The organism is Marinobacter mangrovi (genome assembly GCF_016798325.1).
GTDB classification, from domain to species: Bacteria; Pseudomonadota; Gammaproteobacteria; order Pseudomonadales; family Oleiphilaceae; genus Marinobacter_A; species Marinobacter_A mangrovi.
Genome location: NZ_JAERVO010000004.1, coordinates 341,779 through 358,381 on the forward strand (window position 1 = coordinate 341,779; position 16,603 = coordinate 358,381).

General features: G+C 53.4%; 19 protein-coding genes. 14 read left to right on the top strand and 5 right to left on the bottom strand.

Annotation, left to right across the window (positions count from 1 at the left end):
• The first annotated feature begins 36 nt into the window (after positions 1–36).
• Positions 37–516: an acyl-CoA thioesterase gene (locus JL474_RS14580; protein ID WP_123635232.1), complete on the top strand. Its 480-nt coding sequence runs from the start codon at positions 37–39 to the stop codon at positions 514–516.
• Positions 517–641: 125 nt separating this feature from the next.
• Here JL474_RS14580 and JL474_RS14585 read toward each other — a convergent pair whose 3' ends face one another.
• Positions 642–1,358: a PspA/IM30 family protein gene (locus JL474_RS14585; protein ID WP_203142620.1), complete on the bottom strand. Its 717-nt coding sequence runs from the start codon at positions 1,356–1,358 to the stop codon at positions 642–644.
• Positions 1,359–1,363: 5 nt separating this feature from the next.
• Complete coding sequence (locus tag JL474_RS14590) at positions 1,364–1,633, bottom strand: YiaA/YiaB family inner membrane protein (RefSeq protein WP_123635230.1); 270 nt, start codon at positions 1,631–1,633, stop codon at positions 1,364–1,366.
• A 404-nt stretch (positions 1,634–2,037) separates the two neighbouring features.
• Here JL474_RS14590 and JL474_RS14595 point away from each other — a divergent pair, with 404 nt between their 5' ends.
• Positions 2,038–2,805: a helix-turn-helix domain-containing protein gene (locus JL474_RS14595; protein WP_203142621.1), complete on the top strand. Its 768-nt coding sequence runs from the start codon at positions 2,038–2,040 to the stop codon at positions 2,803–2,805.
• A 75-nt stretch (positions 2,806–2,880) separates the two neighbouring features.
• On the top strand, positions 2,881–3,285 hold the full coding sequence (locus tag JL474_RS14600; protein WP_203142622.1) for a lysozyme inhibitor LprI family protein: 405 nt from the start codon (positions 2,881–2,883) through the stop codon (positions 3,283–3,285).
• A 21-nt stretch (positions 3,286–3,306) separates the two neighbouring features.
• Here the strand turns inward: JL474_RS14600 and JL474_RS14605 are convergent, their stop codons facing one another.
• Positions 3,307–4,425, bottom strand: coding sequence for a hypothetical protein (locus JL474_RS14605; RefSeq protein ID WP_203142623.1), 1,119 nt, complete (start codon positions 4,423–4,425; stop codon positions 3,307–3,309).
• 229 nt (positions 4,426–4,654) lie between these two features.
• Between JL474_RS14605 and JL474_RS14610 the strand changes: the two genes are divergently transcribed.
• The 6 genes from JL474_RS14610 (at position 4,655) to JL474_RS14635 (ending at position 10,206) form a co-directional block, all read left to right on the top strand.
• Positions 4,655–5,473, top strand: a complete 819-nt coding sequence (locus JL474_RS14610; RefSeq protein ID WP_328797828.1) for a hypothetical protein — start codon at positions 4,655–4,657, stop codon at positions 5,471–5,473.
• Between the two features lie 278 nt (positions 5,474–5,751).
• Positions 5,752–6,687: a carbohydrate kinase family protein gene (locus JL474_RS14615; protein WP_203142624.1), complete on the top strand. Its 936-nt coding sequence runs from the start codon at positions 5,752–5,754 to the stop codon at positions 6,685–6,687.
• 418 nt (positions 6,688–7,105) lie between these two features.
• On the top strand, positions 7,106–7,747 hold the full coding sequence (locus JL474_RS14620) for a GIY-YIG nuclease family protein (protein ID WP_203142625.1): 642 nt from the start codon (positions 7,106–7,108) through the stop codon (positions 7,745–7,747).
• Between the two features lie 135 nt (positions 7,748–7,882).
• Positions 7,883–8,743 carry a hypothetical protein gene (locus JL474_RS14625; RefSeq protein ID WP_203142626.1) on the top strand — a complete coding sequence of 287 codons (861 nt, stop codon included), beginning with the start codon at positions 7,883–7,885 and terminating at the stop codon, positions 8,741–8,743.
• Positions 8,736–9,314, top strand: coding sequence for a hypothetical protein (locus JL474_RS14630; protein ID WP_203142627.1), 579 nt, complete (start codon positions 8,736–8,738; stop codon positions 9,312–9,314). Before JL474_RS14625 ends, JL474_RS14630 begins: the two co-directional genes overlap by 8 nt.
• The gene (locus JL474_RS14635; protein WP_203142628.1) at positions 9,304–10,206 is read left to right on the top strand and encodes a hypothetical protein; all 903 of its coding nucleotides are present in this window, start codon (positions 9,304–9,306) and stop codon (positions 10,204–10,206) included. The genes JL474_RS14630 and JL474_RS14635 overlap by 11 nt, the downstream gene beginning before the upstream one ends.
• Before the next feature lie 217 nt (positions 10,207–10,423).
• On the opposite strand, the gene JL474_RS14640 is transcribed toward JL474_RS14635, so the two are convergent.
• Entirely contained in the window at positions 10,424–10,582 is a 159-nt protein-coding gene (locus tag JL474_RS14640) for a hypothetical protein (RefSeq protein ID WP_203142629.1), read from the bottom strand.
• A gap of 42 nt (positions 10,583–10,624) precedes the next feature.
• On the opposite strand from JL474_RS14640, the gene JL474_RS14645 reads away from it, so the two are divergent.
• Positions 10,625–10,915 carry a hypothetical protein gene (locus JL474_RS14645; protein WP_203142630.1) on the top strand — a complete coding sequence of 97 codons (291 nt, stop codon included), beginning with the start codon at positions 10,625–10,627 and terminating at the stop codon, positions 10,913–10,915.
• A 43-nt stretch (positions 10,916–10,958) separates the two neighbouring features.
• On the opposite strand, the gene JL474_RS14650 is transcribed toward JL474_RS14645, so the two are convergent.
• Positions 10,959–11,291, bottom strand: a complete 333-nt coding sequence (locus tag JL474_RS14650; RefSeq protein ID WP_203142631.1) for a DUF3135 domain-containing protein — start codon at positions 11,289–11,291, stop codon at positions 10,959–10,961.
• Between the two features lie 679 nt (positions 11,292–11,970).
• On the opposite strand from JL474_RS14650, the gene JL474_RS14655 reads away from it, so the two are divergent.
• The 4 genes from JL474_RS14655 (at position 11,971) to JL474_RS14670 (ending at position 16,512) form a co-directional block, all read left to right on the top strand.
• Complete coding sequence (locus JL474_RS14655; RefSeq protein ID WP_203142632.1) at positions 11,971–12,441, top strand: P-loop NTPase family protein; 471 nt, start codon at positions 11,971–11,973, stop codon at positions 12,439–12,441.
• A 28-nt stretch (positions 12,442–12,469) separates the two neighbouring features.
• The gene (locus JL474_RS14660) at positions 12,470–13,699 is read left to right on the top strand and encodes an APC family permease (RefSeq protein WP_203142633.1); all 1,230 of its coding nucleotides are present in this window, start codon (positions 12,470–12,472) and stop codon (positions 13,697–13,699) included.
• Between the two features lie 180 nt (positions 13,700–13,879).
• Positions 13,880–15,913 (top strand): T6SS phospholipase effector Tle1-like catalytic domain-containing protein, encoded by a 2,034-nt coding sequence (locus tag JL474_RS14665; protein WP_203142634.1) that lies wholly within the window; start codon positions 13,880–13,882, stop codon positions 15,911–15,913.
• Positions 15,910–16,512 carry a DUF2931 family protein gene (locus JL474_RS14670; protein WP_203142635.1) on the top strand — a complete coding sequence of 201 codons (603 nt, stop codon included), beginning with the start codon at positions 15,910–15,912 and terminating at the stop codon, positions 16,510–16,512. Before JL474_RS14665 ends, JL474_RS14670 begins: the two co-directional genes overlap by 4 nt.
• The last annotated feature ends 91 nt before the right edge of the window (positions 16,513–16,603 follow it).

The following is a 16,603-nucleotide window of genomic DNA, read 5'->3' on the forward strand; positions in this document are numbered from 1 at the left end:
CAGTAGTCTTTTGTTGGGTGATGGATTGGAGCCGGTATGCCGGGAACTGAACGACAGATTACATTGCGCTTCCTGGCGGAACCCGGGGACCAGAATTTTGGTGGCAAGGTACACGGCGGCGCCGTGATGCGCTGGATCGACCTCGCGGCCTACGCTTGTGCGGCCGGGTGGAGCGGCAAGTACTGCATCACCGCCTATGCCGGCGGCATCCGCTTCGTCAAACCCATCCTGGTGGGGCAGCTCGTTGAAGTCGCCGCCAAGGTGATCATGACCGGCAACACCTCCATGCACATCGCCATGGAAGTGAGGGCCGGCTACCCGACCCGGGAAGAACGCAGCCTGACCACCCGCTGCACCGTCATCATGGTGGCGGTGGATGAAGAAGGAAATCCCACCCCGGTCCCGGAATGGGTGCCCAAGGAACCTCGCGACCTGAAGCTGCGGGATTCGGCCAAACGGTTGATGGAGTTGCGCAAGCAGCTGAGCCAGGAAGAGGCGTATTTTCCCGAGCCCTGAGAGGGTGTGTGTGTTCTCTGGCAGCCTTGCAGGCTGCTCCGAAGCTAAAGCATCGGCTACATTTTCGGTCAACTCGGGCATGTAGCAGACGCTTCAGCTTCTGAGGCGCCGTCAGGCGCCCATATTCACTCGGGGCTGGAAGGCGACGCCGTGCGCGCCTCACCACCCCGCAACCGCGCCAACACCGCTTTCGCATCATGCTTCCCGGTGCTGATCCCCGCACTCTCCAGCTTGCGATCCAGATCCTGGCCTTCGTCCTCTTCAGCCAGCTCCCGCAAACTCTCATTCACATCCGCATTCCGCGTCTGCTGCGATTTAATGCGGTCGGCGGACGACGCCAGGTCGCTCATCCGGCTGTTCAGTCCGGTGGTGTGACTGCCCAATTGCTTCAACACCTGCTCCGCGTTGCGGTTGGCTTTGGCCAGACTCAGCTCCCGTTTGTAGTGCTGCAGGCGTCGGGCCGCTGCAGAGAGTTGCTTGCGCAGAGTCTGCTCCTGCTGCGCCAGGTATTGGGCTTGCTGGCGCTGTTCGGCCAGCGTGTTTTCGTCTTCGGCGATGCGCTCGGCCAACTCGCCGGCCAACGCGTCTTCGCTTTTATCGAGGGCTTCCCGCGCCTGATTCTCACGGCGGGTAATGCCCTCGGCCAGTTGGTCGTTGCTGCGGGCGAGTTGCTTGGATTCGGCCATCAGCCCGGCCAGTTCGCGCCGGGCGACAATCATGGCGTCTTCCGTCTCTCGAAGCTCCTGCGCCATGATGCGCAGGGCGTTGGCGTCCACCAGTTTCTCCGCCGGTTCGCAGGCGGAGGCGCGGAACAGGGTGCCGACTTTTCTCCAGATCATCATGGCGCTCACTCCCCGTATTCTTTCAGGATCTGCTGGGCCCGGGCCTCGGAGATCCGATTGTGGATGCGTTTGCCTTCGTGCTCGTCGCGCATGGTCTTGGACAGGGTGATGGTGGTGCTCACCAGGAACAGGGCACAGATCGCCATGTAGCCTTTGACCAGCAGGTCGGTGGGCGTAAACACAATGCCCACCGCGGTGGCCACCAGGGCAATCGCGAACGATGCCTTCACAAAGAACAACCAGCCGGTCGAGTTGCTACTGAGTTCGTTATCCATACAGCCTCCGGTTCGTGCTTTCTTGTTGAATGCGGCGTGTGCCGCTGTTGGAGACACTGTGGTTGGGTGGGGCGATGGGCACCAGAAAAAGCCAAATAGTTGCATGGGATTGGCTATGGGGTATTACCTGGCGATACTATATGCCGAGATGTTCGCCGTTCCATGTAGCAGACGCTTCAGCTTCTGAGGCGCCGAAGGTGCCCGATCAAGACTCAATCGTAGGTTGGGCTGACGCAGGAAGCCCAACAAGCGTAGCCGTGTTGAACCGGCATGGAAGGGGAATCCGTACAGGGCCGCGGGCGGGTCATCGTTGGGCTTCCTGCGTCAGCCCAACCTACGAACCACAGGCATGCGGGTATCTTTGAGCTGCCATCAACCACTCGCAATCCGGAGACCCGAATTCTATGGCCCAGACCACCGCCATCATCGACGCCCTCAAGAAAGTCCTGCGGGAGCATGGCCTCACTTACCAGCAGGTGGCCGCCGAGCTGTCGTTGTCGGAAGCCAGCGTGAAGCGGCTGTTTGCGGAAAGGCAGTTTTCGCTGAAACGCCTGGATCAGGTCTGCGCGTTAATGGGCCTGGAGATCAGCGACCTGATGCGCCGACTGGAGCCGGAGGCCCGGGTGGATGCGTTAACGACCGACCAGGAACAGCAACTGGTGTCGGACATCCCGCTGCTCATCGTGGCGATCTGCGCGCTGAATCGGTGGCATTTCGAGCAGATCCTGGCGGCGTATGAGCTCAGCGAACACGACGTCATCAACCGTCTGGCCCAGCTGGACCGCATGGGGCTGATCGAGCTGTTGCCGGGCAATCGCATCAAGCCGCTGATCACCCACGATTTCCACTGGCAGAAGAACGGTCCGATCCAGCGCTTTTTCGAGGATCAGGTGCAGGGGGATTTCTTCCACTGCCGCTTTAACCGGCCCGGCGAGCTGCGGTTGTTCCTCAACGGCATGCTGTCGCCCCGTTCGAACGACATCATGCAACAGAAGCTGCGTCGCCTGGCGCTGGACTTCCGCCACTGTCATCAGGAAGATTTATCGTTGCCTCTGGAGGAGCGCTACGGCATGAGCCTGATGTTGGCGATTCGCCCCTGGGAGATTGGTGTGTTCCGCGACTATCGCCGCCCCGACGCGGAAAAAGTTTACCCGGGGCATGCCACACGCTGATCCGCCCTTGCGATCCGGGTGGCATTTCATTTCCCATAGCGGGTTTGATGAACAGGCACTGAAAGGGAGGAAACCATGAGACTTCTGATCACACTGCTGCTATTGGGGGCGTCCAGCCTTGCGCTGGCCGCCGGCGACGACTGCAAGAACCCGGTCTCCACGATGGACATCGAACTGTGCAACGCCAAAGCGGTGGACCAGGCGGAAGGGGAGATGGACAAGTACCTCGAGGCCAGCCTGCAGCGCAACAAGGACGAAGAGTCCACGATCCGCCTGATCAACGAATCCCAGGAAGCCTGGGAAGCCTATCGCACCAAGCACTGCGATACCGTCTTCCGCCGGTGGGGTGACGACACCATACGGGTGCAAAAGCGCGGTGAGTGCAAGCTTCGCCTGACCAAGGCACGCACCCATGAAATCTGGACATCGTTCCTGGCCGACGACGACAATACCTCGCCCGACCTGCCGGAGCCCCAGTAAAGGCCCCGGCAGGGTACGAACCTACTTCTGCACCCAGTCCGGCAGCGGCTTCTCGCGGAAGCCCTTGGGCACGGTGAAGACGCTGTCATGCACCTGCGCGATGCTGGCACTCTGCACGTCATAGCGGTAGCTGAAGATCGGGGCGCCTTCGTCGCCGGCGAACTGATCTTTCACCGCATCGCCCACCACGTTGCTGGCCATGTCCTTGAGCGCGCCCAGCGGATCGCTGGCACTGTCTGATGAGGCCGTTTGCGGCGCGGCCTCCTCGCAGGCATGGGCTTCCAGAGACCAGTCCAGCTCAATACTCAGCGGGTAGCCCTGGATGGTGGCCAGTTTCCGGGTCACTTCGTTGTGCCATTGCTGGGTACTGCTGTCGGTATCGCCACTAAAGGCCGACACAGCGCGGAAGACGTCTTCCGGCAGGAACCGGGCCAGTGGATTGTGGTCCAGGTCGGCCTGCTCGACATAGGCATCCGTCGCCTTCTGGTGAATCGCCCAGATCTGCTTCATCTCGCCGGTGGGCGGGGTGGTCCAGAATTCGATCACCAGCTTGTTGGTGTTCTGCTGGCGGTTGTCGTCCTCGTAGATCAGGTCCCAGGTGGCCTGGTAGAGATGCGCCGGGTAACCGTGCAGTGTCTTGCTCTGGCCGGTATCCACCACATTGAACTCATGCTCGACCAACTGCAGCGGGCAGGCTTCAGAGCCTTCCGGATCGTAGGTGTCTTCTCCCTTGTCCGCGCTCTCGTTGCTGGCGGCGTTGAGCATGTTGATCACGCTCGGGCACTGGCTGATGCCGCACTCGTAGTAAGTCTGGTTGTTGTAGTTGACCTTCATCGCGCGGTTCTGGTCCATGCGGAACATGTCGGCGGTGTGGAGGTCGTCCATCATCATCTTGGCCCACCAGGAATCCACCTTGGATTCGTTGTCGATGGTGCGCCGGTCCGCCCGGGTGTAGGCGGTTTCCGTGCCGTGGAAATTGGGCAGGATGCTGCCTTCAATGCGGGACGTGGCGTGGATGACGGCGGTGGTGTGGGTGGGGGTGTTGTCGACTTTGGGTGGCTGATAACCGGAATCGGTGGATGCACAACCAGCGAGGGCGACGGTGGTCATTGCCAGCAGCCCCAGACGGCGGGTCTTCATACCCTGAACTCCTTGTCGGGAAGAGAAGGTCCATTTCCGGACCGGAATAGGGCCGCAGCGGCCCGGTTGAGCTGATCATTCCACAGCCTGTGGTTGGTCGCAAAATGATCATGCCTTAGGTCATCTTGGCCTTGTGACGCGGTCTGTATGACAAGACGGCAAGCGAATCAGGGGGCGGATTGCGTTATCCTCCCGGCATCTTTCAACCGACCCGCTAACCGAGAGCGCAGTGACCCACATTCGTCCCCAAATCGCCGGCCTGCTCGTAACCGCCACATTGCTCATCACCGGCTGCAGCAAGCCCACCCCGGATTTCGATCTCCAACTCACGGATGCCCAGCTCGAGCGGGTCGGGCAGCAGATTTTCCGCAATGAATGCGCCGCAAAGGTCGAGTGCCTGGTGCACTGGAACGAAGGGGAGGCGTTTCCATCCCTGGGGATCGGGCACTTCATCTGGTACCCGGCGGATGTGGAAGGACTGTTTGTGGAGAGCTTCCCGCAACTGGTCCAGTACATGGACGAGCAGGGCGTGACCCTGCCGGACTGGCTGGCGGAGGGCGACCCCGAAGACGCCCCCTGGCCGAACCGGAAGGCCTACCTGGCGCAGCAGGACAGCGAACGGGTCGAATCCCTGCGCCAGTTCCTAAACCGTACCCAGGATGTGCAGGCCGCCTTCATGTTCAAGCGGGCCCAGTCCGCGCTGGCGCGTGTGGTCGACGCCGCCCCGGAAGCCCGCCGTGACACCATCAGCCAGCACATCAAGAACCTCAGTGCGACGCCGGGCGGCGCTTACGCGCTGATCGACTACGTCAACTTCAAGGGCGAAGGCCTGTCACCGTCCGAGCGCTACCAGGGGCAGGGTTGGGGCCTGTTGCAGGTGCTCGAACGCATGAGCCGCGTGGACGGCGACACACCCCTCGACCAATTCCGCAACGCCGCGGCCGAGGTGCTGACCCTGCGCGCGAAGAACGCGCCCAAAAAGATCGAACGGGAACGCTGGCTGCCCGGCTGGCTGAAGCGACTGGATACCTACCACGAGTTCGATTGAGTTCAAAAGAGGCATTGTCCTGAACGACCCTTCAGGAAAGTCCCCGCCGTGTGCACGATCCTCCTGAACAGGCTCCCGGTTTGTACCTTTTCAGCCCCTCGCCCCTGGCGGGAGAGGGATTTGGGGAGAGGGGGCTGGCGTCCTGCGTCATCTCCATCATCCCTCCATATCCCCCAACCCCTACCAACGGTTAGACTTTCCTCCAACAGGATTCCCCATCCAACCGTGCCAACATCGCTTGAGCGTGGAAAAGGATTGCAGACAACAGGAGAACAATAATGATGAAGGTCATCGCCTTCGGTGAAGCCCTGATCGACATGCTGGCCCTGCCCGAAGCTGGCCAACGCAAGTTCCTCGAACAGCCCGGCGGCGCGCCAGCGAATGTCGCGGTCGGCGTCGCCAAGCTCGGTGGCGATGCCATGTTTGTCGGGCAAGTGGGCAAGGACATGTTCGGCGACCTGCTGGTGCGCTCGATGAGCGGTTACGGCGTGGATACGTCCGCCCTACACCAGACGCCGGCCGCCATGACGGCGCTGGCCTTCGTCAGCCTCGACCCCGACGGCGAGCGCAGCTTCGCGTTTTACCGCAATCGCAGCGCCGACCTGCTGTATCGTGTGGAGTACCTGCCGGACACGGTGTTCGACAGCCCCGCCATCTTCCACTGCGGCTCCAACACCCTGACCGACGACGAAATCCTCAACACCACCCTCGACCTCATGCAACAGGCCCGCGAGGCCGGCTGCCTGGTGAGCTTCGACGTCAACTACCGCCACAACCTCTGGCCCAATGGCACCACCCCGGCCGAACCCATCTGGGACGCCATGGTCGCCTCCGACCTGGTCAAACTCAGCCGCGAAGAACTCGAAGCCCTCTACGGCGACGAGAAAACACTGGTCCAACAACTGCTGGACGCCGGCGTCAAACTCGTCCTCATCACCGACGGCGGCAACCCCCTCAACGCCTACTGGGCCGGCGGCAACGCCCAGGTCGCCCCCATCGCCGCCGACATGATCGACAGCACCGCCGCCGGCGATGCTTTTGTTGCCGGCCTGTTGCATCAGATGGCGGCCCAAGGGATCGCCCGGGACAAGTTGGAAAGCTGGGTCAATGATCAGAAATTCGAGGAAGCGCTGACCTACGCCTGCCGCTGTGGAGCGGTGGCGGTATCCCGGTACGGGGCGTTTGATGCGTTGCCGTCGGTAGAGGATCTCTGAATCCGGGTTTGATGACACCGACCAGACCAATTTGTAAAAGCTTGTAAGACCGCATAGAAACGCCCTGCCGGAACGCTACACTCGTTTGGCAGGGCGTTTTTGTGTCTGTGTGCCGGTGGCTGGGATGTTGCTGGGGGGTGTGGTCAGGGATGAATGTGGTGTTTTCCTTTCTTGATTGTCTGCCTGTTGCCTTTCCCTCTGAGCGCCATTTTGGGCTTTTGCGTTTTTATACCGTTATATTGAGATGACAAAATGTGGAAGTCGCGATATTGCAGGTGCCCGTTGCGCTGGATTTCTAATTGCATGAATTAAATAGAGTAATTTGATGTCGGGGCCGGTTGGTCGCTGCTGTTATGAAGAATTCTCGTATATTCAATATTACGGAACGCGGTCTAATCGCTGTTAGCCAGGGAATAATATGAGTACAGGTTTTGTTTATGTGATGATTAACCCTGCAATGCAGGGACTTGTAAAAATCGGATTAACCAAGAAATCATCTGGTGAGCGTACAAAGGGGTTGAGAGGAACAGGAGTTCCAGACGATTTTATAGTTGTTTACGATGATCTTCTTACAGATTGTGAGTTAATTGAAAAGCGGCTTCACAAAAGATTCGATGAGTATCGTTATAAACCAAACAGAGAGTTTTTTCAGATTCCTATTAGAGAAGCCATCCGGGGCTTAATGGAAGAGTCTGTTGGATTTATTGTGCCTCGTGTCGGAGCTGACGGAGGTGTGGAAATTCTTCCTGATCTGAAGAAAAAATATCCAAACTATCTAAAACCTGACTTTCACTCAATCAAGATTACACACAGCGGTGGAGTGGTGTACCTTGAGTCTGTTCGATATCGTCACGCGGGTTTGAAAGACGAAATTGTTGAGCGGACCGACTTGAGCTTCATTGCTGAGGATGATGGTGATATGTTTCAAATTTCTAGAGATCCAACAGACAATGCTAGATTATTTGTTCATCAACTGGATGAATATTCAATGATTCACTGTACAGACTTATTTACGCATGAAGCGTGCGTTGATATAGCACAAAGGCACGAGCGTGGCTAACAAAGTGCTGCTGCCGGACAAATTTTCTGCTGCGCTCCAAATTTGCCGCAGAGCACGGTGTTATACGATACGTTGTACATCCGCAATCGACCCAAATCGGAAATTAAATAAACTCGTAGAAGGATATCAGTTTGAATGGAAAGTGTTTATAGGACGCTTTGCTTCTGTCAAAAAGTTAATGGCAGTTACAAGATCTTTTATGGGCATTCAATTTATTGGAAATTAACGGACTTGGACTATGTGATTGATGGATGGAAGAGAAAAAATATTCAAGGCGATATATACGCATTCTTCGTCGACTTGTCAAGCCGTGATGCAGTCGACCAACTAATTAATAGTGAGCATTTAGAGATAGATGCAAGCTCGAAGAAACACAGCTTGATTTTCGACTGGGAACAAAGTGATACCGATTTTTTAATCAATGACGCTAGCGATAATGAATACAAGCCATTTATTTCATTGTGTTCAAAAGCTACCTATTACTTCTCAATCATAGAGAGCGAGTTCATAGAAGAGTTTCTTCGCGAGAAGAAAGAGGCGATATCTAGACTTGAAGATGAATATATTGTTCCTTTAGCCAAGAATCCACACTTGCTGAATACCTTTGCAATATACACACCAACAAGAATTGAGACATCTTTTCAAAATATTCGAGATGAGAGAAATCATATAGCAGGACTTGAGTTTTATATAAATGACATATTCGAGGATTATCGAGATTGTGAGGTGATTTTCCTTCTAAGCAGCGAGGGAGAAAAAGAACAAGGTAGCTTTAAGCTGTCTGATGAACCAAAAAGTATCAGCCTCCGATTTGACCCAGATTATATGGAGCTGAGCATTAAAGATGGCGAAGAAGTTATATTTGAGGAAAAGTGTCATTTCATTAAGTCGATCAACGTCAATATGAACATGATTTCAGGAAATATAAAGACAAATAGCGGGGCTGTTCCGATGCATAGCTCTTCATCATTTAGAATAGGTGGCGATGGTGAGTAGCTGGAAAGAGCGGAAAAAGCAGTTAAGCACATCCTTAGACTATGACCCGTTAACCACTATCCCTATGATTGAGGGGGGTTCCAGTGCCTTAACAGTAATGCAAGGAAGAATAAGAAATGAATTTGATCGACAAGGGTGCAAAAGAATAACTATCATTGACCAATATTTTCTTCCCTCTGATATAGATTTCATAATTCATACATTCGCATCGCTTCGCGGAAGAAAAATCAGGGTAGTAACCAAACTTGCCGACCCCAAGAGCGACGTGCAAAAACAAACACACGAGTCGAATTTCAAGGAGGCTATTAAGCAGATTGAAAAAAAGGGAATATTTTCTGAATTCAGGGTTTATAAAGCCAACATCCCAATACATGATAGATATTTTATATCTGAAGATTTGAGCACGAATTCACCGTGTTTGTCTCTTGGGACATCCATCAATATGCTCTTCCAGAGCTATAGCTGCATTGTTAAGATAGAAAACAATTCATTTAAAAGACAAATTATGAAACTGGCTGACCTCTGCGTTCAGGGCGGCAATGAAATCAGAGAGCAGGAAGATGGGCGATAAATCAGTGAACATTCAGAACGATGATTCTATCCTTTTTGAAATTGAAAGTGGAAAGGTATATAGAGAAGGCGCGGACTATAACTATAACTTTACCGGTGATGTAACGGATGCCTGTATTGATGCCGCAAGGTATGCAAGCCCGTATCAGATAAGGCTGTCATTAGGCGAAGAAATAATTAATCTGGTAGATGGCAAAAGTAATATCCAAGACAAATTAAAGATAGCAGAGCTCGATAAGGAGAATGTAATAGCTGCTTATTTGGCAACCTATCAGCATTATTCTATCGATGATATTTCCAATTTGCTTGCGTCGGAAGATGGATATTTGGCGTCTATTGGTGTCGGGCTTGCCGTCATATATGATAATCCTCTGATAATACCGCAGTCCAACATTGAAGGGCTTTATAAATACTTCCGTTCTCGCGAGATAAACGCGGATGAGTTGAATCATTTTACCTCCGACGAGTTCATAGACTACTCTTTTCGAAGAATGCTAAAAGAAGAAAGGGTGATTTTTACATGGATGATTAACAATCTAATTTATTTGGTAGATATAGATGCAATAAGCATCGATAAAAATTCTGAATTCTTTGTTAGTCTCCTAAGGGATGATGATTATCAAAATGAAACACACATGACCCTGTTTCTTTTAGTTCTTAAAAAAAAGCCGAACTTCATCGAAGATATTCTCGGATTAAATTTATTTATTGATCCGTTCACTAAGCAATACAATTATTCAAAATGGCTAAAGGAGGTTAGAAAATTTCGCTTTATTTCTAATCTCAAGGATTCTCTGCCGGAGGGATACAGTAGTGGAAGGACTTTATTGTTTGATAGAAGAAAATCTGATCTATACAAAATTAATAAGAATGATCGTAGTTTGGAAATGTAAAGTATTGGTGTCCGATTCCGTCCGAGCAGAAGCTCAGGGTCAAGTCTTGCGCTTTGCTGGCTTGTTCTACAGGTCAGCACGGCGCAATCGGTAAGCCTTGATTTTGAGGTCTATTTAGCGAGCAAAGGATTATGCGCGTTCTGTATTTTTACCCCCTCATTTTTCTGTCATCGCTCTTCCTTCAGCGCTTTTTGCATCCGAAAGCCTGGACGAACGTTTACATGCCGAGCTGCGGACGATTAATCATTTCAGCCAGCAGTTGGTTTCTGCGAATGAAGAGTTTATCGATGAGCTGAAAAGCGAACGCTGTATCAATAATTCGACTCAAGGCGCGGCTGATCTCAACCCCTCCTGCAAAAAGCAGGCTTTGCAGCATTTGGAAACCCTGGATGAAAACAATCGAAGGTCAGAAGAATACATGGCAAACATGTTCAGGGGCTGGGCCAGGGTCTACGGCATGTTGCGCGTGGCTCACACGCAATGTGGGATTAACAGCATAAATTTTGACTTGGTTCCGTCATCTTTACGGGTGCAATCTACCGTCATCCTGCATGACCCGGATGCTCTCTTGCTGGAGTATATCGAGGCCTCTGAGGGCGTATTGGAACAAGATCTTGATGACATTGATTGCGATGCGATTCAGTCTTTTACCGCCACGGTTCAACGGATAATGATCGAGATGAAGCGGGCAAGTGAAAACATGCGTTGACCGGTTCTCACTCCAACCCGTCAAACACTGCGGCGTTCAACCCTTAATCCAAACGCGTCCGCGGTGGCCGAAAGGGCAGTACACGCTCGCTCTTTGTCGCCACTGGTGTACAGGTGGGCTGCTGAAACAGCAGGGCGTGTTGCAGGCCGAGAAGTGAGTCGTACATCATGGCCTGGAGATCCAGTAAGGCGGCCATCGGACTCCGCGCGATGCGGCGTCTGGCCTCGATCACAAACTGAAGGCCCCGCAACCGGCGTTGATTGCGCTCCGAACTATGGCGAATGCAGTTGTCGATCAAATCCGCGCGTAAGATCTCAAAGGCTTCCGGATCGCGCTCAGAAAGTTCTCTGAGTTCATCGAATGAAGGGAGTTCCACAACGTGCCTCCTTTTCCGGATTCAAGTAACCAGCACAACATCTGGCCTGAGCAAAGTCTCTGGACCAAACGCCGGAACATCTATATTTTTACCTGAAATAGCGCGCAAGGCGCCACAAGAAATATCTGGGAATTATTGACTCCAGTGCGACGACCTTTTGGTCGATTGGAGCTGAGAGCCCCTAAGCCAAACGTAGATGAAAAAAGGGGCAGATTTATTTTCGATAGCGATAGTTCAAAAAAGGCTTGAATTATAAAGCATGTCGGTGGCTGGCGGACTTATATCGATGTTGTTAAATAAGTACATGTTTCCAGCAATTTTTTGTTTGCTGCTTTTGTTATGCTTGATTTGTCTGCATATTTTAAGATAGATGCTCAGGAGTTCCTGGATAACTCAGAGAAAACGTCAGCAAAGGTAGCTCGATTAAGGCCGAATCCCACAGATCTAATGTCGAAAGCGCCAGTGATTCAGTTTAAAACTTCGAGTGGGAAAAAGATTACATAAGAAACGAATGTATATTCTAGGCTGCCTGATTATGAAGTGGGGGATATCGTCACGGTTTTTTATATTAGTGTCGACGGTAAAATTAAAGCCAAGATAGACGGTTTTTCTCGTTGTGGGGTGTTCATAATTGGTTCCACATTTGCTTTTGGCCGACTGGACGGCGTAACGGGATAATATGCGTGCAACGCGAATCATGATCGTCGGCGGTCCTGGCGCCGGTAAATCCTGGCTGGCGCTCAGGCTGTCGAGACGTCTTGGCATTCCAGTATATTGCGTTGACGACGCCGTCCATGACGAAACGGGGACCCTCCGATCCAATCCGGACATTGATGGCACCGTTCGATCCTGGGCCCTGAAACCTCAATGGATTATCGAAGGCGGTAATTCCAGAACCTATGCGGACAGGGCCCGGCGAGCGACGGTAGTGGTGCTCATGAAGCCGCCACGCTGGCGCCGGGTTTATCGGGTCGCCGTGCGGGACGGGCTGCGTTTTTCATTGCTCTATTGGTCCTGGAAGTATGATGCGGTCTTTGGAAGAAAGGATGAGGCGCTGTTGGCGTCCGCGGGTGAAGGTGTTACCACCTGCATCATTCGAACCGATAAAGACGCTGCCGAATGGGTTAGCAGGATGAGCCGGGCCGCATGACGCGCTTTGTCACCACTGAGACTTGTTCATGACTGCAGAAAACTTTTCCCTCCTGGACGCCTTCCTGATCGCGTTCTCGGTGGCCATCGCCTTCATCATGCTTCGGCGTAGTGTCCGTGATGCGCCTTTCTGGCGAGCCACCGTCACGCCATTGGCGTCCATCATCGGTAGTGGCTTCCTCGTGGTGGTGCCACTGCTGGCAGGCGTCACAGGTCCGCTATCCGTCTTCGCCATTATCGGGATTGTCCTGCTGTCCCTGTGGATCGGCGGCGCCGTGCGCTTCACCATCCTGCATAACGAACCGGTCGGCTCATCGGCGAAGACCACCGCGCCGATGCTGGAGCGCCTGTCCGATATCTCGCTGGCGTTTGCCTATGTGATCTCGATTACCTTCTACATCCGCCTGATGTGCGGTTTTGTGCTGACGGGAGTGGACGTCTACTCGCCGTTCAATGCCGATGTGCTGGCGACGGGCGTGCTGCTGTTCATCGGGCTCTATGGCTGGCGGCGAGGGCTGCATGGGTTGGAACGGTTGGAGGAGTATTCGGTCACCATCAAGTTGGCCATTATCGCCTCGTTGCTGGCGGGGCTGATCTACAACGACGGCAGCCATGGTTATGACCTGTCGGAACTTCCGTTACCGGCAACCAGCGTGTGGGAAGCGCTCCGCCAGTTAGCCGGCATGCTGCTGATTGTGCAGGGATTCGAAACCTCGAAGTATCTGGCCTCCACCTACAAGGCGGCGCTGCGCAGCCGCTCCATGTTGTTCGCGCAGGTTCTGGCAGGCGTGATCTATGTGGTGTTTGTCGCGTTGTCGATGCCGCTGATGGGGCAGTTTGCCGGCGGTTCACCGAACGAAACGGCCATCATCGACCTGTCCCGGGATATCACCCTGGTGCTGCCGCTCATGCTGGTGGTGGCCGCCGCCATGAGTCAGTTCAGTGCGGCCATTGCCGATACCATTGGAGCCGGCGGCGTCGCCGAAGAAGAATCCCGGGGCCGCCTGCCCGCGCGGGTCAGCTACCTCCTGATCGCCATCTTTGCAGTGGCACTGATCTGGAACAGCAATATCTTTGAAGTGGTTGCGCTCGCGTCCCGTGCCTTTGCGTTCTACTACATGCTGCAGGCCATCTCCGCGGCGGTGCTGGCGGCCAAGGTGGCCACGGGGCGTCGGCGTCAGTTTCTGATGATGTCGTACGGCGCACAGGCGTTGGTTCTGTGCCTGATCGTGCTGTTTGCGATGCCGGTGGAAGGGTGAGTGAACAGGACTTTCCACCGGTCATAAACACGGGCTGACCGACGTCATTCAATGCATTTGCACACGATTCCCGATTTTATTACCTTGCCGTGATTCCTGCCCGACCGAGGATCGGTTCACCAGTACAGGCAGGATTTCGCGCAACGGATTTGCGCTGACTCAGCACCCAAGGGAATGGACATGCAGATTAAACGCCCCCGGGATCTCGAACTCAGGGATCTCCTCCGTATTGAATCGCCAACGTTTGCCCCGAGCAATCTTCCACTCGACACCGGTATTGCCAGCCCCAGCCTGCACAGGGCGCTCGACTTGGCTGACGATTTCATCGGTAGCCCCTATCGATCTGACAGCGAGCGAATGGATCGACTCAAAGGCAAGTTGCGGGACGGCTCCCTGGTCCTGGTCAAAGGCACCACCGATACCCCGCCCTTCAGCCCATTAATCGCCTGGGAGCAAGATGGCGTTCTGCCGGGTCGCTGGAAAGTCGTGAAAGACGTCCACGGCCTGAACCTCGCTTCCTGGGTTGCTCGCATGAACGACTGGCAGATCACGCCGGAGCAAGTCGAACGCCTGGGACCCGGTAGCGTGGGGCATTTGTCGGCGGATTCATTCGACAGTGATCTCCGGGAGCAGCGGGCCGCCGAACGAGAGCGGGTTCAGCGGGACTCGCAGAAGAATCTTTCGTTGCCGGTGGGGGCGGCTGCGGGTGTAGCGCCTTTGGGGGCAGCGGCTGGCGACACGTCAGACGATGAGCGAGTTCAGAAGGAGTTGCACATTGAGGTGGGGATTTTTCTGGACGGGACACTAAACGACGCATCCAATGTCAAAGAGTTCTTGTCAAAGCTAAACAAAGCGTGTTCATCAACAGACACGCGAGACAAATTAGATCCTGATAGATGCAGGCATCACCTCGCCCTAAAAATGGGCGCAAGTTATTCAAATGCAAGAACTAATGTTTCAAAGCTGTTTGATCTATACAGAACCCAACGAGAAGAGACTACTAATCATATTACCCACACCCTTCGGGTATATAAAAATGGCGTAGGCACGACCAACGGTGAAGACGACTCACTATGGAGCTCGGCAACAGGATTAGGTTCGTCCGGGATATTGGAGCAGGTAAAAGCAGCATTCAAGGACACGGCGTCAGCAATAGCAAGAACGGCTTCCGGCAAGCCGTTGCGCCAGCTCACAGTAGACTTATTTGGCTTCAGTAGAGGGTCTGCTGCAGCCAGACATGCAGCCTCAGAAATTGCAAAAGGCGAAGATGGTTTGTTTGCCAAGTCACTTCAACAGCAAGGCGTCGTTTGGCCGAAGGGCGTCTCGATACGCTTTGCCGGTTTATTCGATACCGTCGCAGGCATCGTGAATATTTTAGAAGGCGATTTTAGCGCCGCAAATAACGAAACTGATCCCGTCAATGTGTTTCTAGACCCAGACTCTGTTGCTAGCGCAGTCCACATTACAGCAGCCGATGAATGCAGGAAAAACTTCGCTCTTAATAGTCTCTCAAATCCTGACGGCACCTTACCTCCCAATTTCCGGGAGATCGCTTTAACTGGTGTGCATTCAGACATTGGAGGCGGTTACCACAAGGTCCAAGATGAGCATGTATTACTCGCACGAAAACGGGTAATCGCAGACAGCCGGACGGAAAATCCCGAGCAAACAATGGACTGGGACAACCTAGAAGCGTTGCTGCACGACACGCAGAACGGTGGCTGGGTAGGAGAGAACAGCATACAAAGCCCTGGAGAGGACCTACCTTCGCTGGAGATCACCAAGACATTTGACTCTGAACCCGCACCGTATGGCCGTGTCACTCTAAAATTGGAGATGAAAAGGCGACTACGAGGAGAATATTCAGGAATACCACTCCGTCTAATGCATGCCTTAGCTTCTGAAGCGGGCGTGATGCTTGATGAAATCGATGACGAAGATCCTGCCTTCAGCCTGCCCAACGAACTCTTAGCTATCCATCAATCAGTCTCCAAGCAAGTGGCAGCAGGTACAAGCAATCCCACACTCCAAACTGGCGACTTATCTCTTTTAAAGCAACGTTATATCCATCACTCCGATAATTTTAATACTGTAGAGTTCATGCTAGGCGGAATCACAACAGATCTTGAAGTACCTTGGGACATGTTCCTGCCCTTTATGCCAACCAGCGATCGTGTTCGTATAGTCCATCCCAACAAAGCGGAGTACTCATGAGGCGGGGAATACTTCTAACATTATTTTTCTCAATCACTTTGGCATTAACGGGCTGCGCCACGCCTTCCCATGACAACGATCAGTCCTGGTATTTCTCAGTTGTCGCGCCTCAACACTACAAAGTTTGGGTCGAACATTTGGAATTTGAGAAGTCTGGTACTCGACACTGGCGTATGCCAATGGGGAATGTCGAATGTTGCTGGAAAGGACCGAATGGGCCGCTGGGAACCGGGGGCAGAATGTCACCTTTCCCAAATATTATTGGCATTCAGTGGTTTTCATTCGCAGAACAAAAATTCTACCAACGCTTGATCGAATTGCCTGAAAATCTGCCCGATTTAATGAGTCGAAAAGTTGAGGAAAAAACCAGTACGGGCACTTCGATGGGCCCCAGAGACCAGCTTGTCATCGGTTTAGCACCCGGAGGGGAAATCGTACTCTGGATAATGAACCAGCCCGGTAGCGAGATCGAGGTTGCCAGGATGCAAGCCAATCCAATTAAGGGTGACGCATCCTGGTATAAAACCAGAACTCAAAGCTATCTCAAAGAAAATGATGACTACCTCAAAAAGCATGGTATCCCGACAACAGGCTGGTAGTTACCATATTCCATGCTAGTCACCGCCCAATTCCAGATCGCGACGGCCATAAAATATCCGGAGAGCTAGCAGAAGTTTCTCAGCAGCTACG

Coding starts and splice junctions, on each gene's coding strand:
- JL474_RS14620 (WP_203142625.1), top strand. CDS start 7,106: ATGAGTACAGGTTTTGTTTATGTGATGATTAACCCTGCAATGCAGGGA.
- JL474_RS14670 (WP_203142635.1), top strand. CDS start 15,910: ATGAGGCGGGGAATACTTCTAACATTATTTTTCTCAATCACTTTGGCA.
- JL474_RS14615 (WP_203142624.1), top strand. CDS start 5,752: ATGATGAAGGTCATCGCCTTCGGTGAAGCCCTGATCGACATGCTGGCC.
- JL474_RS14590 (WP_123635230.1), bottom strand. CDS start 1,633: ATGGATAACGAACTCAGTAGCAACTCGACCGGCTGGTTGTTCTTTGTG.
- JL474_RS14605 (WP_203142623.1), bottom strand. CDS start 4,425: ATGAAGACCCGCCGTCTGGGGCTGCTGGCAATGACCACCGTCGCCCTC.
- JL474_RS14595 (WP_203142621.1), top strand. CDS start 2,038: ATGGCCCAGACCACCGCCATCATCGACGCCCTCAAGAAAGTCCTGCGG.
- JL474_RS14660 (WP_203142633.1), top strand. CDS start 12,470: ATGACTGCAGAAAACTTTTCCCTCCTGGACGCCTTCCTGATCGCGTTC.
- JL474_RS14585 (WP_203142620.1), bottom strand. CDS start 1,358: ATGATGATCTGGAGAAAAGTCGGCACCCTGTTCCGCGCCTCCGCCTGC.
- JL474_RS14645 (WP_203142630.1), top strand. CDS start 10,625: ATGGCAAACATGTTCAGGGGCTGGGCCAGGGTCTACGGCATGTTGCGC.
- JL474_RS14625 (WP_203142626.1), top strand. CDS start 7,883: ATGGAAAGTGTTTATAGGACGCTTTGCTTCTGTCAAAAAGTTAATGGC.
- JL474_RS14665 (WP_203142634.1), top strand. CDS start 13,880: ATGCAGATTAAACGCCCCCGGGATCTCGAACTCAGGGATCTCCTCCGT.
- JL474_RS14640 (WP_203142629.1), bottom strand. CDS start 10,582: ATGCTGCAAAGCCTGCTTTTTGCAGGAGGGGTTGAGATCAGCCGCGCC.
- JL474_RS14580 (WP_123635232.1), top strand. CDS start 37: ATGCCGGGAACTGAACGACAGATTACATTGCGCTTCCTGGCGGAACCC.
- JL474_RS14635 (WP_203142628.1), top strand. CDS start 9,304: ATGGGCGATAAATCAGTGAACATTCAGAACGATGATTCTATCCTTTTT.
- JL474_RS14655 (WP_203142632.1), top strand. CDS start 11,971: ATGCGTGCAACGCGAATCATGATCGTCGGCGGTCCTGGCGCCGGTAAA.
- JL474_RS14600 (WP_203142622.1), top strand. CDS start 2,881: ATGAGACTTCTGATCACACTGCTGCTATTGGGGGCGTCCAGCCTTGCG.